Consider the following 16,152-nt stretch of genomic DNA (forward strand, 5'->3'; position numbering starts at 1 on the left):
AAATATTTTTATTATTTTTTTTCTTGAAAAATATTTTTTATTACAAAAAATGTGTATATTTGCAACCTCAAAACGCTCATCACTTGCGGGTGTGGTGAAATTGGTAGACACGCCAGACTTAGGATCTGGTGCTTCACGGCGTGGGGGTTCGAGTCCCTTCACCCGCACAAACAGACGCTTTATTATGTTGAAAATAAACATTTTAAAGCGTTTTTTGTTTTTTATAAATTTCAACTTCTTTCTGTACATCAACTCTTCCATTTCATAAAAACAATTAATTAAATTGTTTGGTATTTCTTCATAAAACGAAAATTAACAAGAAAAAGAAATTGGGAAATTTTCATAAAAACTATTATCTTTGCCTTAATTAATGTGAATATTCATTGGATTTTTTCACTAATAAATTAATCTTCTGAAAACTAAATTACAAATGAAAACTCATAAGAACAAAGTAGTTACTATCACAACTGTAGGTTTTGCCTTATTCGCTATGTTTTTTGGGGCGGGAAATCTTATCTTACCCCCTCTGATAGGATTAAGTACTGGAAGGAATTGGGTAGAGGCATTAGTCGGTTTTTTTATATCGGCAATCATAGCTCCCTTTTTAGGAATTCTTGTGGTTACAAAATCAGGAACTTCATTTACCGACTTAGGAAAGAAAGTACACCCAAAACTGATTGACATCCTCGCTGTTCTGATAATTTTATGTATTGGACCTTTGGTAGCAATTCCTCGCACGGGAGCCACTACTTTTGAGGTAGGAATACGTCCTTCTTTTCCAGAACTAAGCAATGTTGTTTTTGCAATCATATTTTTCGCAATTGTTTTGGTTTTATCAATTTCTCGAACAACAATCGTGAATATTATTGGGAAATTTTTAACTCCAGTTTTATTATTATCGTTGTTTGCTTTAATCATTTTGGGAGTTTTGTATCCTGCAAAACCTATTGGGGAAGAAATAGCAGGATTTTACAGCCCGAGTGCATTCAGCGTAGGATTTACGGAAGGTTATCAAACTTTGGACGTTTTAGCTTCCGTTATTTTTGCAGGAATTATCATTTCGGCAGTTGTTAGTGATGGATATTCTTCTGTGAGAGAACGTGTAAAAATCACAATATCAGCTGGTATGATATCAACTTTGGCTCTGCTGATTATTTACGGAGGGTTGATTTATTTGGGAGCTACTTCAGATTATTTGGAGGCAACTGGAGTTTCTCCTTCTGAGATTTCAAGAACAAATCTCTTACTTCATATTTCAACTTCCATATTAGGAAAAGTAGGAACATTTGTTATGGCAATAGCCATCGCCTTTGCCTGTTTGACAACAGCCATTGCTTTGACATCTGCCACAGGCTCAATTTTTGAGAAAATGTCAAAAGACAAAATTCCGTACAAATTAGGAGTTACCTTGTGTACAGTTGTTTCTGCTTTCATATCAACAAATAGTGTTGACAGCATTATAAATTATGCTATCAACATTCTTCTTTTCATTTATCCGATTGTTTTTACACTTATTTTGTACATTTTGCTTTTCGGGAGAATTGTTGAATCGAAAAAACCTTTCATTGCGAGTATCGTTGTTACCGCATTAATATCGCTTATTTCGGTACTGAAAAATCTAAACTTAAATTGGAATTTAGACTTTCTATTCCGAATAAAAGAGCAATTGCCTTTAAATAGCTATCACTTAGAATGGCTATTACCTTCACTAATTACCTTTGTGATTTTCACTACTTTTAGTAGAAGGAAATAAAGCTCGATTATTCCTTCCAAAAGAAATGGTTTAATATTTTTCCCGTTTTGATTTCTAACAGATGTTGGTTTGTGGTTTTGCTATCAAGTCCGCCTAATGAGGGAATCCATTTGCCTGTTTTGATGTAATCCAAACGCTCCAATAATTGTGGGTATTTTCGAGCTACCTGCTTGATGTTTAAACCCGTGTAAAGTGCTGTTTTTAAATTCTTTTCTTTTGCAATCGTAATAAAATTCAGCAGCTGATCAATATTCCATTCTCCTCCCATAAAAAGCACACAACTGATAGTTCCCTCATACTTTTCGATGAGTTTTTCTAACAAACTAAGCGTTAAAGGCTGTCCAAAATTAGGATTCCAGATATGCTCAGAGTGGCAACCCTCACAAGCCAACGGACAACCTGTTATCGTGAAACAAAGCGAAATTTCATTAGAAACTTCCTGTAAAACAATATCATACTCGCTATATCGCAGTATTGCCATAATATCTTTTTTGGGCTTCCTTTTGTCTGTCTTTCGAGAAATTACTTACTTTTTTCAAATAACCGATGATGCGAGTAGCATAATCAACATCAGTGGAATGGCATTTTACACAATGGTCAGTGGTGTGTTTGTTGATATAACCACAACTATTACAATAAGTTACTTTTACATTGAAACAGAAATAATTACAACCCGTTTTCGCAGCTACATTGAGTAGTTTCAAAAATCCTTCTTGGGTTGGATATTCTTCCAAATTGCAGTGATATGCCGAGCCTCCGTCCAAAAATTGGATATATTCGTGTCCGTGCATAAAAAATTTATCTATTATATTAACAGATTCATCTTCAACTACATAAAAATATGAATTGTAGCAATCTCTCGGAACAAAAAGCCCATCAGATTTATCCCAATTGGCATTTTTCACACCCAAATTTTCAGCAGGAACAAACTCTGTATTAAACATATAGCCGTATTTTGCTTTGGCTTTCTTGTTCTTTTCGTAAATCAGCTTTAAATTTTTATTGATGAATGATTTATATTCCTCATTATCAGATATTTTTAACCCTAAGAATTCTGCTGCTTCCACCATTCCGTTGATTCCTATGGTAAGAAATTGTTTGTCAAGCGAAATAAATCCAGCATCATACACGGGAAGCATTTTAGCATCTTTATAATCCTGAATAATAGCACGATACGCAACCTGATATTTATGAATATTATCAATCATTTTTTCCAAAGAAAGCCCTTTTTGATACAATCGGTTCATATTAATGGTAATAACATTGATACTTCCCGTGGAAACGCCTCCCGCACCCAGCGAATAACTGAACGTATTGTCCGAAATTTCATTTCGCAAACGGCAACAACTCGCTAGAGAATCGGCATTATCGGACTGATAAATGAAAAATGCGTTTCCTTCGCTAAGTTCTTCGGCACAGAAGTTGGCAAAATTTTCATCGTGAACTCTTTTGTCCTTGGTTAGCATCGCCGCCGTAACCACAGGAAAAGTCAGAATGGCTTTTTTTCGTTCATTATTAAACCATTTCATAAAATATTTTTGGATTTTATCCAACGATTCATAAATTGGTTTACTTCCGTCGGGGAAAACAAAATTCCCGAACATCGAATCGAAATAAGGTTTGTCGTACAAAGAAATATTCCAAAAAACAGATTGATAACCACGTGCCGCCGCAGGTTGATTGATAGCATACACCACGTGTTGCATTTCGTTTTCTACTATTTTTGTGTGCGTTTTTAGATAATCATTCCCGTAGTCTTTTCGAGCGAAATAGTCAAAATACATCAAAAATTCAACCGTTGCTACAGCTCCTGCAAATTGAGAAGACACTGAAAATAAGAAATTTACAAACGAACCACAGAAACTCGCTAAATGCTTCGGAGCTTTGGATTCGCCACCAAGTTTCAACAATCCGTCAAGCAAAAGAGGATACATCGAAACGCTTACGCAATAAGGTTTCAGACTAGTTTCGTCGTGTACGTAAATTTCGTGTTCTTCAATTTGCCTGATGTATTCATTGGCTAAATCCTGACCAAAAAGTTGCGCAATCTTGCGTGAAACCAACATTCTATTCACCTGAATATTAATATCTTTATTCAGTTCGGCTTCCATCGTGGCTATGTTTTTGTTAGAAACATTAGCATTAGAATCAAACAAGGAACCACTCGCTGCATTTTGCGATGTTAGGTAATTCTCAATAAAATTACATTTCGTTTTTAGTTGTTCGGGTGTTAATTTTGTGAATTTTGACATAACTGAAACTATTTTTCACTCTACAGAAAACCGCAAAGTGCTGATTAAGAAAAATTAATTTTTAGCAAAAACGCTTGAAAGAAAAAGTTAGTAGAAAAATTATCGTATCTTTTGTTATTATTTATTTGTCAATAACTTATGAATTAGAAATGATACGAATTACTGAGCCACGAAGCTAAACAAATAAAAGACTAATAAATCCTAAAATAAAAAATAGTTATACACAAACTTATCAACATTGTACTAAACAAAGTTGATTTAGTAATTTACTTTATTTTTCGGATATAATGGTTTTCAGAGGCAATAACTTTTATTTTCTAAAAATAATCGACTCATTTTTACACATTCGTTAAATAAATCACTATTTTTATTTCTCTGTATAAAAATATTTTTATACCTTTACGGAAATTTTGTCTCTGTGTAGAATAAAAACATTTAAAGTAACTTAATAAAATTTTAACGATATGTCAAAATTTAGAACCGAATCAGATTTGTTAGGCGATTTACAAGTGCCTTTCGATGCCTACTATGGTGTACAAACTCAACGAGCTATTGACAATTTCTACATTTCAGGAAGCAAAATGAGTGAATTTCCTGAGTTTGTTAGAGCCATTGCCTATGTGAAACTAGCTGCAGCACAAACCAATCACGAATTAGGATTACTTTCTGATGAACTTTTGAAGTCTATCTCACAGGCTTGTAACGAATTGATTGAAGGCAAAATGCACGAACAATTCCCTGTAGATATGATTCAAGGTGGGGCAGGAACTTCTGTAAATATGAACGCCAATGAGGTAATTGCCAATCGTGCTTTGGAAATTATGGGCTATGAACGTGGTGATTATCAACATTGTTCGCCTAACGACCACGTAAATCTTTCACAATCAACCAATGATGCGTATCCGACAACCATAAAGTTGGCTATCATCCGAATGAATGATTCATTGGTAAAACATCTAAAACAACTTGTAGATGCTTTCCGAAAGAAAGGAAAAGAATTTGCTGATGTAATTAAAATGGGACGTACACAACTGCAAGATGCCGTTCCTATGACGCTCGGGCAGGAGTTTGAGGCATTTGCAGCAACTTTGGAAGAGGAAATCACCCGACTAAATAACCTTTCAGATTTGTTTTTGGAAATAAATATGGGAGGAACTGCCATTGGAACAGGATTAAACGCTCCTAAAAAATTCCCAAAAATATGTGCTGATAAGTTAGCCGCAGCCACAGGTGAAGCCTTCGTTCCTGCAGCAGATTTAGTAGAAGCTACGCCTGATACAGGTTCGTACGTGATTTATTCATCAGCTTTAAAACGTATGGCTGTAAAACTTTCAAAAATCTGTAATGATTTACGTTTGCTTTCCTCTGGACCACGTGCTGGACTGAATGAAATTAATTTACCTCCAATGCAACCTGGCTCGTCCATTATGCCTGGAAAAGTGAATCCAGTAATTCCAGAAGTAGTAAATCAAGTGTGTTTTAAAGTTTACGGAAACGACCTTACCGTAACATTTGCTGCCGAAGCAGGACAATTACAGCTTAACGTTATGGAGCCTGTTTTGTGCCAATCCATTATTGAATCCATTGTATTTTTGGAAAGAGCTTTGGACACACTCCGTGAAAAATGTATCGTTGGGATTACTGCCAATCGTGAAGTTTGCTTAAATATGGTTAAAAACAGTATCGGAATTGTAACTGCTCTAAACCCACATATTGGCTACAAGAATAGTACAAAAATCGCTAAAGAAGCACTCGAAACTGGTAAATCAGTTTATGATTTGGTTTTGGAACACAAACTGCTTTCACAAGATAAATTAGACGAAATTTTAGACCCGAAAAATATGTTAGGGATTTAATAATTCCAACATTAAAAAAGCGGAATTTCAGTAGAACTTCCGCTTTTTTAATATCTCATAAATTATTCAATTAGAATGATAGGGGACCAATGGAGAGAAGGTAACTCTTCTTTTTTCTTCCCATTTATTATTAGTTCCTCTGTTTTACTAAATGTGTCACATTCTGTTTCTACGCGTTTTGCTTTTATTTGTAAAATGTCTGACTTTCCTTTATTATTCAAATAGATAGTTTCTGAATTGCCTGTAACAAGTATGTTCCGAACAATATTTCTATCTAACTCTATCATCAAATACTCTTTTTTGCTATCTTCTATTTTTCCTATCCCTACTAATGTTTTATAAGGGGTTTTTGTGATATTGTCATTTGCCAACTTATAAAAATAAACCGACCTGTCTTTCTCTTTCTTTTCGTTAAGAAAATCTTGAGCGTGTGGATTTTCCATACTTATTGCAACAATAAACCTCTCAGGAGGAATACCTGTATCGAGACATTCTCCAGTATCTGTACATCCGAATCCTGTTAACAAAAGTACCAAATAAAAAGCTAATTTCTTCATCGTATGTTTTGTTTGATTGATGTCACAAAAGAAAGAAAAATAAATTGTGTTTCCAAATTTTAAGGTTATTTCTAAAGATGGCTGTTACAAATTTCTAGAAAAAAGAAAAGCGAAAGTTTTCTACAATATCAAACTTTCACTTCTTAATTTTCTATTTTCTTTATTATTTAAAAAACGAATGTGAAACAACATCGGTTCTTTCATCATTCTTTTTGCTGTATTTGCGTAACTGCCCTAACCAATATGCAAAAAATGCAATAGCAATCAGTATAAAAATCCAGCTTATTAAATTAGCCATCCACCAATTTTCAAGTTCCAAATTTCGTAAAAAATCTAATGGAGCAAATAAAATCTCTTCAAAAAAATATTGTATTGCTTCAAAAAATGCTTTCATAGCTTATTGTTTCTAATAGTGTTATTGTTGGCAAAGATATTAATTCTTTTTAGATAAATAAATTTTTTTGCCGATTTCTAACGGATTTTCATTCAAAAAATAGACATATTCATCATTTGACAAACAACAAACTAAAAAAGTATTTCCTTGAAAGTAGCAATTTTCAACAATTGCCTCCCAATCTGATTTTTCAGCAAGTTCTATCTGATGCGGTTTTAACAACAATGTTTTTCCGTTTTCAGTGTAGTTACTAACATCTCCAAAAAGTGAAGCTGTGTAAAAATCTGTATTCTGATTATAAACTATCAGCAAATCATCAAATAAAATAAGCTTTCCATCCCTCATAATAAGCACTTTATCAGAAAAAGACAAAGCCTCTTTACCATCGTGAGTAGCTACGATACAACTGATTTTTTTCTTTTTTAAATACGAAAAAAGCGTTCGCTGCAATCGACTTCGTCTGAAATTATCAATTTGGCTAAATGGCTCATCAAGTATCAGCATTTCAGGTTCTTGTGCCAAAGCCATCGCCAAGCCAATACGCTGCTTTTCACCTCCACTGAGCAAATGTGCCTTTCTGTCCGAAAAACGTTCCATTTCCACAAGCGAAAGTAGCTCACTTACACGTTGCTTTTTATAATCTAAATCAATGTTAGACAAGAATTTACCAATATTCTCTGCCACAGTATGATACGGACTCAAACCAAAATCCTGTGCTAAATACTTCATTTTTTCATAGCCTGGAACCAACTGACGTGAAGGTCCTACCACCTTATTCTCGTTGAAAAAAATGGTTCCTTCTTGTAAATCAAAAAGTCCGTAAATAGCTTTCAGTAACGTACTTTTGCCACTGCCACTTTCACCCATAACAGACAGATGTTCACCTTGTTGCAATTTAAATGAAATATTACGAAACCCAGAATCGGATTCACCGTGTGTATATGATATGTTATTAACCTCGAGCATCATTCAAAAAGAAAGCAAATATATAAGAAATAACCAAAACCACAATACTTACACAAAATCAACTATTTAGAAGTAAATTTTCTATTACAATGAAAAATTTTTTGAAAAAAGTTAGAAGAAAATTTTTTCTATTTAAAATTTGTTTCTACATTTGTAGTGTAAAATCTAAATTTGTAGAAAATGAAAAAATTATCAAATACAGAAGAACAGCTTATGGAATATTTATGGCAGAAACAAACTGCCTATATGAAAGATTTATTGGAGGCTTATCCTGACCCAAAACCGGCAAGTACAACCATCGCTACACTTCTTAAACGAATGATTGACAAGCAGATGGTTGGGTATCATCAGCGGGGAAATTCGCGTGAGTATTATCCGAAAATTTCTAAAAACAGCTATTTTTCCCAAAAGATGAAAACCATTATCAACGATTATTTTGGAAATTCAGCTTTTCAGTTTGCTTCCTTTTTTGCGAAAGAAATTTCGATGACTCCCGAGCAATGGGAAGAATTAAAAAAAATAGTAGATTCAAACCTTAAAAAGGAATAAAATGATACCATATCTTATCAAAACACTATTATGTGGTATGTGTTTCTACACATTGTATCACTTGTTACTATCGCGAGAAAAAATGCTGATATTCAATCGGTTTTTCTTGCTTTTAGCTTTGGTAGCTTCGTTTGTTTTTCCGCTGATTACCATTGAAATGCCTTTTCAACCCATATTTGAAAAAACATTCGAGCAAATAGTCGTTACACAAGAAATTAACAATTCCTCGATTTACGCAAATCCAACAACAGAGCAACTCATTACAGAAACTAAAGACTTTACAAATCTGATTATCATATGTTTATATGGAGTGATTGCGTTTCTGATGCTATTTCGATTCTTACGTAACTTGCTTAAAATCTTCAATAAAATCAAAAAGCATCCTAAACAACCTTATCAAGGAGCTTATTTGGTGATTTTGGAAGAAGAATGTGCACCTCATTCGTTTTGGAATTACATTTTTATCAATAAAAAAGACGCCTATGAACAAAAAGTTTTATTACACGAACTGACCCACATTCGGCAAAAACATTCTTTGGATTTACTTTTTGTCGAGTTTTTGAAGATCGTGTTTTGGTTTCACCCTGTGGTGCATTTGTTTGGGAAAGCTATCCGAATCAATCACGAGTTTTTAGCCGATGCTTGTGTGGTTTCTAAACACACAAATATTGCAGAATATCAAATGATTATACTCAAAAGAGCTACTTCTGCAAATGTCCCATTTTATAATTATTTCAATTTTTACAACACCAAAAAACGTCTGATTATGTTACAAACAAAAGTAAATCATCTTCGTAATTTATGCAAAATGGCGTTGCTTATTCCAACAAGTGTTTTATTCCTTGTGGTTTTTGCCGAAAAAAGCTACGCCCAAGAAGCGGAAAAACAAAAAGAAGTTTCTCCCTTACAAGCATCTGCCAAATATAAAATAATAAGAGTAGAAGGTGTAAGTTTTAAGGGAAAAGGAGAAAAAACAACTGTTACTCTGACAGATGAAGCAGGTAATGAAATTGTGGAGCAAATTACCAATAAATCAGAAAGAGAGGCTTTTACTAAGAAGTATGGCTTACAATTGCCGCCTCCGCCACCAACTCCACCATCTGCTATCAGAGTAAAAAAAGCTGAGGAATTACCACCTCCGCCATTACCTATCAACGAAGATCCAAAAATATATTTGCTTTCTTCTGATAAATACAAAATGATAGATATGGAAGTAGTGCCCAGTCGGAAAGACGGAAACACTATCATTGTCTTGGAGGATAAAGAAGGGAATAGAATTGTAGAAAAATTAGACATCTACAGCAAGGAAGAAACAGCTGCCTTTGCTAAAAAATATGATATGGAGTTGTTAGTTCCACCTCCTCCTCCAACATCTTCCAAAAAGAAGTAACCTATTCCTCTGTAAAGAAATAACAAAAAAAGCAAGTTTTAAAAACTTGCTTTTTTATTGTCATCCTAAAAAGAACTTTTGAACTGCTCTAAAAAACGGACATCATTCTCATAAAACATACGAATATCTCCAATTTGATAGAGCAACATCGCTATACGTTCTACTCCCATTCCGAAAGCAAAACCGCTGTATTCTTCACTATTTATATTGCAGTTTTTCAACACATTAGGGTCAACCATTCCACAACCCATAATTTCGAGCCAACCCGTTCCTTTGGTGATTCGATAATCAATTTCGTTATTCAAGCCCCAATAAATATCCACTTCCGCAGAAGGCTCTGTAAACGGAAAATACGACGGACGCAAACGAATTTTAGACTTCCCGAACATTTCTTTGGTGAAATAAAGCAATGTTTGTTTCAAATCGGCAAAAGACACCTCTTTGTCAATGTAAAGTCCTTCAACCTGATGGAATAAACAGTGTGAACGTGCCGAAATAGCTTCATTTCTGAATACACGTCCTGGAGAAATGGTACGAATTGGCGGTTGGTGGTTTTCCATATACCGAACCTGTACCGAACTAGTATGCGTACGGAGCAAAATATCAGGATTGGTTTGAATGAAAAACGTATCTTGCATATCACGAGCAGGGTGATATTCAGGTAAATTCAATGCCGTGAAATTATGCCAATCGTCTTCAATTTCAGGTCCTTCGGAAACGTTAAATCCAATGTTAGAAAAAATTTCCACGATTTGGTTTTTTACCAGTGATATTGGGTGTCTTGCTCCTAAGCTAATGGGTGTAGCAGGACGTGTTAAATCTCCATAAACGCCTTTGCTTTCTTGTTGTTGTTCCAAAGCATCACGAAGTTCTTGTACCTTGGCTTCTACCTTATTTTTCAGCTCATTGATAACTTGTCCGAAAGCCTTTTTTTCTTCATTAGGAACTTGCTTAAAAGCAGCAAAAAAATCATTTAAAATTCCTTTTTTTCCTAAATACTGGATGCGAAACTGTTCTAAATCCTCCTTCGTATGGGCTTTAACTCCCTCAATATTAATAATATGTTCTTTAATTTTCTCAATCATCTTTTGAATGAATTTCCTGTTAGTTTCAAGATAGCAAAAGTACAAATTTTAGGACAACGAACAAAAAACTAACTATCTTTTTATTCAACAAAGCAAACGAATTGATAAACAAAAAAGCTGGTAAATATTTACCAGCTTTTTCAAATTATTTCTATTTCACTTTCTTACTATTTTGCATTGGCAGCTATCAAATTTAAAGCACTTCCAGCCTTGAACCACTCAATTTGGCTATCGTTGTAAGTATGATTCGCCACGATAATATCTTTTGTTCCGTCAGCGTGAACAAACTCCAAATGCAAAGGTTTGTTTGGAGCAAATTCAGTCAAATCCAAAAAGTTAATTGTATCATCTTCTTGAATTTTATCATAATCTCCTTCATTAGCAAATGTTAAAGCAAGCATTCCTTGTTTTTTCAAGTTCGTTTCGTGAATTCGAGCAAAGGATTTCACCAAAACGGCTCTCACTCCCAAATGACGAGGTTCCATTGCTGCGTGTTCACGTGACGAACCTTCGCCGTAGTTATGGTCACCTACCACGATAGTCGGAATATTGTTGGCTTTGTACTGACGCTGTACCGCTGGTACTTCGTCATATGCTGCTGTAAGCTGATTTTTCACCGAATTTGTTTTCGAATTGAAAGCATTTAACGCTCCAATAAGCATATTATTTGAAATATTATCTAAATGCCCACGGAAACGCAACCAAGGTCCTGCCATTGAAATATGGTCAGTGGTACATTTTCCTTCAGCTTTGATAAGCAATTTTGCTCCTGTGATATTTTTTCCGTCCCAAGCAGGGAAAGGCTCAAGCAATTGCAAACGTTGAGAATCAGGACGTACCACAACTTGCACTGTCGAACCATCTGCCGCAGGAGATTGATAACCTGGGTCATCAACTTCAAAACCTTTAGTTGGAAGTTCTTCACCAAAAGGAGGTTTAAACATTACCTCTTCCCCTTTGTCATTCAGCAGCTTATCCGTTATTGGATTAAAATCTAATCTCCCTGAAATTGCTAATGCTGCAACCATTTCTGGTGAAGTTACAAAAGCGTGTGTATTAGGATTTCCGTCTGCTCGTTTGGCAAAATTACGGTTGAAAGAATGCACAATAGTGTTTTTTTCTTGCTTATCAGCACCTTCTCTGTCCCATTGTCCAATACAAGGACCACAAGCGTTGGTAAATACTTTTGTTCCCATCTTTTCAAAAGCATCTATAATTCCATCACGCTCAATGGTATATCTAATTTGTTCCGAACCTGGATTAATTCCGAATTCTGCCTTTGGCGTAATTCCCAATTCCAGAGCCTGTTTTACAATGGAAACCGCACGTGTCATATCTTCATACGAAGAATTGGTACACGAACCAATAAGTCCCCATTCCACTTTTAGAGGCCAACCATTTTCAATGGCAACTTCTTTCATTTTTGAAACTGGTGTTCCTCTATCTGGTGTAAAAGGCCCGTTGATATATGGCTCTAATTCAGAAAGATTTATCTCAATTAATTGGTCGAAATATTTTTCAGGATTTGCATATACCTCAGCATCAGCCGTAAGATGTTCAGCAATTTTATCAGCTGCAAGAACCACATCTTCACGCCCTGTGGCACGTAAATATCTTCTCATTGAATCATCATACCCAAAAGTAGACGTTGTTGCACCGATTTCGGCTCCCATATTGCAAATAGTTCCTTTACCAGTACAAGAAATGGCTTTTGCTCCTTCGCCAAAATATTCAAGTATAGCCCCAGTTCCACCTTTCACGGTAAGAATATCGGCAACACGCAAAATGATGTCTTTAGGAGCTGTCCAACCGCTGAGTTTACCTGTAAGTTTTACTCCAATGATTTTTGGAAATTTAAGCTCCCACGCCATTCCTGCCATCACATCTACGGCATCGGCACCTCCTACCCCAATGGCTAACATACCAAGTCCGCCAGCATTAGGCGTATGCGAATCTGTTCCAATCATCATTCCTCCAGGGAAGGCATAATTTTCTAAAACCACTTGGTGGATAATTCCTGCTCCTGGCTTCCAAAAACCAATACCATATTTATTTGATACTGAAGAAAGAAAATCAAAAACTTCTTTTGATTGTTCATTGGCAACTTGTAAATCCTTCTCTGCACCTACTTTTGCCTGAATGAGGTGATCGCAATGTACGGTTGTAGGAACTGCAACTTTTGATTTTCCAGCGTGCATAAACTGCAATAAAGCCATTTGGGCAGTTGCGTCCTGACAAGCAATTCGGTCGGGAGCAAAATCCACATAATCCTTTGAACGCTCGTAGGCTTTTTCGGGCGTTCCGTCCCAAAGATGAGAGTAAAGGATTTTCTCAGCAAGTGTAAGCGGACGTCCTACTAATTCACGAGCTTTGGTTACTCGTTCAGGCATACGCTCATACACTTTTTTTATCATTTCAATATCAAATGCCATAAATAAATTCTTTTGATTTTATGTACTCGCAAAGATATGAAATGTTTTTATCAAATAAAAGATATTCAATTAAATGATTATTTTATTATTCTATTAATCGCTTCAAACTATTTGTCATTTTACTAAAGTTGTGTTTTACAAAATTTCTTTTTCCTAAATAAATTAATCAAGTATTAGAAAACCAATACAAAACAACATATTTTAACAATTGAAATTTTCGCAATAAAAACCACTATTTATAACAATTCTATTTTACAAAGCAGGATTTAGAAAATATTTCTTACAAAAATCAGACAGACGTCTTTAATCAATTATTCCTATTTTTTTCATTAAAAAAGTGGCATTTTTGTTTTGGCAGACACCATCTCTGATTTTATAATCAAAATGAAGTTCATCATTTTCAATTTCTACTTCAAAACATTTATTTTGAATAATTTGCGGATATTTTTTAGCAAGTTGACACACCTCAATATCGTGCGTTGCGACAACCCCAAAGGCTTTCAGTGAAATAATTTTCTCAATTATCTTAATGGTTCCCAATTGTTTATCTTCTGAATTTGTTCCTCTCAAAAGCTCGTCTAAAAGTACAAAACAAATTTGATTTTCAAGCTTTTGTATAATTGTCTGAATTCGGCGTATTTCCGCAAAAAAGTACGATTTTCCATCATTCAGAGAATCAGATAACCGCATAGAAACCAATATCTTCATAGGATGAACGACTGCCCTTTTAGCACAAACGGGCAAACCAACTGCCGTTAAAAGCATATTTACACCCAAAGTCCGTAAAAAAGTGCTTTTTCCTGACATATTTGAGCCCGTTAAAATTACAAACGAGTTTTCTGTAAAAGACACCGAATTTGTAACCCTCTGTTTTTCAGCAATAAGTGGATGCCCAACTTCTTCAAAATATATTTGATAATCTGAATTTATTTCTGGAAAAACATATTTCGGATTGTTATATTTAAAGTTGGCAAAGCTAATAAACGCTTCCATTTCCCCGACAACATCTAACCAATCTTGTATTTGACTTACATACTGATTTTTCCAACGAATTAATCGACAATAGGTATGAAAATGATAAAAAGTGAAGCAATTTAGCGGAATTGACACTAAAACATTTCCTAAATTATCCAAATCATCTAACAAATTAGATAATTTTTGAATCAAAACACTTGCTTTTTCTTTATTCTGAAGTAATTTTTGCTGAATCTTAGTCAATTTTCCTGACTCAAAGTTTGAATTTTCAATAAAAACAATGCTTTTCTTATATGAATACAAAATTTTATAAGCTCCTTCAAAACTTATTTTGTTACGTTGAATAACTCCGAATATGTAACCAAAAATTATTAAATTAATCAGAAATAGTAATTTTGCCCAATTATGAAATGAAAATGTTTCCGAAACAAATCCTAAAATAACACAAGTCATTAATAATAAAGGAGATATAAAAGTAAAAATTTGTATCCATTTCGGAAAAGAAGTTTGCTTTTTTTGAGTCCAACTTTTGATATTTTCGTAAAAATCAGCAGAATCATTCACCTGTGATGTTAATGCAGAAAAATGTTGTCTCCAATCAATTTTTTCAGCCAACTCAGAGATACTTTGTTGATTTTCAACAATACTATTCAATTTAGGATTTAAAAAGTAAGAAGCCAAATACTTTTTACCAAGAAATGTTTTTGCTCGGTTAATATGATGAAATACAGATTTTTCACCAAAAATATCCAAATCATACGCATACGAATGTGACTCTTCCTGAAATTCAATCCCATTATCTGAAAAATACTCATTATTTTCCAAAAAACGGATTTCATATGTGTTGATTTCTATTTTGGATTTCTCTAATTTACGAGAAAAAGACACTTTTTTGTGCCAAATAACAAGAAACAAGAATAAAACTACTGAAAAAATAGCACTCAAAACAGATTTTACATCGAAATTTTGAAAACAAAAGTAAATCAAAACAATAGCAGATACCGCAACAATGAGCCTTAAAAAACTTATTAAATTGTATTTTTTAGTCAGTTTTTTATATTTGGTAGTTGCTTCTTGTAGTTTTTCCTTATAAATAGAAATCATATTTATTATCTCCTATGTTTGTTATAAAAAATATCTAAGTAAAATAATCATTACTTATTGGTAATAGTCACACCTATGTTAAGAGCAAAACGTTTATCCCTGTCGTGGAAATACTATTGATGGTAATATTTATACTTCAACCACTTCCTTACCTTCTTCATTGATTATTATCTTTTTCCCTCCAAACTTTTCAACCAACGCAAAACCATTGTAAAAAGGCTCTATTATTAAATAACGCTCTTTGTATAATTCACGTCCCTGCTTATCAATGTGAAACCAACCCTTTTTATCCTTTGCTGTTGCAAAGTTTTTATGAAATACTCCTAAATCAAAAAACTGTTTATCATTGATATAATTTCCTTCTGCATCAATATGTTTAAAATATCCATTTGGTAATTTCACGCACGCCACGCTGTCTTTAAAATCGCCTACATATAGATAATTTTCTTTATAGATTCGATTTCCATTTAAATCAATATGAAAATATTGTCCGTTTTCATCTCTTACAGCACACAAATTCTCTTGATAATTTCCTGTCCATAAATATGATCTTGGATAGATTCTTTCTCCTTTTTCATTTATATGGAACCATTGGTTGTGCTTATTAATAACTGATGCTCTATTACAATAATATCCGAAAGTACGTAGGTATCTTTTCTGGTACAATTCTTTTCCATTAAAATCTATGTGATAGGCTCCAGATTCATCTAATACAGGAGCTAATCCTGGTGAGTGAAATTTTAAAACTTCTATAAACTTTCTGCCAAAAATTAGTTCTCCTTCATAAAGAAAATGTGTGGCTCTTTTAGATACTTTTATTTCTTTCCAATTCATTATTT

Annotated in this window: 13 protein-coding genes and 1 tRNA gene; 5 read left to right on the forward strand and 9 right to left on the reverse strand. The window is 34.1% G+C overall.

All coding sequences use genetic code 11. The features are described from left to right. Positions 1–85: 85 nt before the first annotated feature. Positions 86–167: transfer RNA gene (locus YW9_RS0100005), tRNA-Leu, on the forward strand. Between the two features lie 263 nt (positions 168–430). Further along, positions 431–1,753 (forward strand): branched-chain amino acid transport system II carrier protein, encoded by a 1,323-nt coding sequence (gene brnQ / locus YW9_RS0100010; RefSeq protein ID WP_026193680.1) that lies wholly within the window; start codon positions 431–433, stop codon positions 1,751–1,753. Positions 1,754–1,760: 7 nt separating this feature from the next. Here the strand turns inward: brnQ and nrdG are convergent, their stop codons facing one another. Further along, positions 1,761–2,234, reverse strand: a complete 474-nt coding sequence (gene nrdG, locus YW9_RS0100015; protein WP_018278119.1) for an anaerobic ribonucleoside-triphosphate reductase activating protein — start codon at positions 2,232–2,234, stop codon at positions 1,761–1,763. Further along, the gene (nrdD, locus tag YW9_RS0100020; protein WP_018278120.1) at positions 2,215–4,005 is read right to left on the reverse strand and encodes an anaerobic ribonucleoside-triphosphate reductase; all 1,791 of its coding nucleotides are present in this window, start codon (positions 4,003–4,005) and stop codon (positions 2,215–2,217) included. Before nrdD ends, nrdG begins: the two co-directional genes overlap by 20 nt. A gap of 464 nt (positions 4,006–4,469) precedes the next feature. Between nrdD and aspA the strand changes: the two genes are divergently transcribed. Then, complete coding sequence (aspA, locus tag YW9_RS0100025) at positions 4,470–5,861, forward strand: aspartate ammonia-lyase (RefSeq protein WP_018278121.1); 1,392 nt, start codon at positions 4,470–4,472, stop codon at positions 5,859–5,861. Between the two features lie 62 nt (positions 5,862–5,923). Here aspA and YW9_RS0100030 read toward each other — a convergent pair whose 3' ends face one another. The 3 genes from YW9_RS0100030 to YW9_RS0100040 all read right to left on the reverse strand — a co-directional run bounded on the left by YW9_RS0100030 (position 5,924) and on the right by YW9_RS0100040 (position 7,778). Beyond that, complete coding sequence (locus YW9_RS0100030) at positions 5,924–6,418, reverse strand: hypothetical protein (RefSeq protein WP_018278122.1); 495 nt, start codon at positions 6,416–6,418, stop codon at positions 5,924–5,926. A gap of 163 nt (positions 6,419–6,581) precedes the next feature. Further along, entirely contained in the window at positions 6,582–6,812 is a 231-nt protein-coding gene (locus tag YW9_RS0100035) for a DUF6341 family protein (RefSeq protein WP_018278123.1), read from the reverse strand. Between the two features lie 39 nt (positions 6,813–6,851). Further along, the gene (locus YW9_RS0100040) at positions 6,852–7,778 is read right to left on the reverse strand and encodes an ABC transporter ATP-binding protein (protein ID WP_018278124.1); all 927 of its coding nucleotides are present in this window, start codon (positions 7,776–7,778) and stop codon (positions 6,852–6,854) included. A 180-nt stretch (positions 7,779–7,958) separates the two neighbouring features. Between YW9_RS0100040 and YW9_RS0100045 the strand changes: the two genes are divergently transcribed. Together YW9_RS0100045 and YW9_RS0100050 are read left to right on the forward strand one after the other, a co-directional pair. After that, entirely contained in the window at positions 7,959–8,327 is a 369-nt protein-coding gene (locus YW9_RS0100045) for a BlaI/MecI/CopY family transcriptional regulator (RefSeq protein ID WP_018278125.1), read from the forward strand. A 1-nt stretch (position 8,328) separates the two neighbouring features. Then, complete coding sequence (locus tag YW9_RS0100050; RefSeq protein WP_231555621.1) at positions 8,329–9,717, forward strand: M56 family metallopeptidase; 1,389 nt, start codon at positions 8,329–8,331, stop codon at positions 9,715–9,717. A 65-nt stretch (positions 9,718–9,782) separates the two neighbouring features. Here YW9_RS0100050 and pheS read toward each other — a convergent pair whose 3' ends face one another. From pheS to YW9_RS0100070, 4 genes are all read right to left on the reverse strand, one after another. Continuing rightward, a complete protein-coding gene (pheS, locus tag YW9_RS0100055) occupies positions 9,783–10,802 on the reverse strand; it encodes a phenylalanine--tRNA ligase subunit alpha (protein WP_018278127.1) in 1,020 nt (339 codons plus the stop codon). A 167-nt stretch (positions 10,803–10,969) separates the two neighbouring features. After that, positions 10,970–13,234, reverse strand: a complete 2,265-nt coding sequence (locus YW9_RS0100060) for an aconitate hydratase (RefSeq protein ID WP_018278128.1) — start codon at positions 13,232–13,234, stop codon at positions 10,970–10,972. Positions 13,235–13,537: 303 nt separating this feature from the next. Next, positions 13,538–15,313: a MutS-related protein gene (locus tag YW9_RS0100065; protein WP_018278129.1), complete on the reverse strand. Its 1,776-nt coding sequence runs from the start codon at positions 15,311–15,313 to the stop codon at positions 13,538–13,540. A gap of 129 nt (positions 15,314–15,442) precedes the next feature. Further along, the gene (locus YW9_RS0100070) at positions 15,443–16,147 is read right to left on the reverse strand and encodes a WG repeat-containing protein (protein ID WP_018278130.1); all 705 of its coding nucleotides are present in this window, start codon (positions 16,145–16,147) and stop codon (positions 15,443–15,445) included. Between the last annotated feature and the right edge of the window lie 5 nt (positions 16,148–16,152).

The organism is Capnocytophaga cynodegmi DSM 19736, assembly GCF_000379185.1.
Lineage (GTDB): Bacteria > Bacteroidota > Bacteroidia > Flavobacteriales > Flavobacteriaceae > Capnocytophaga > Capnocytophaga cynodegmi.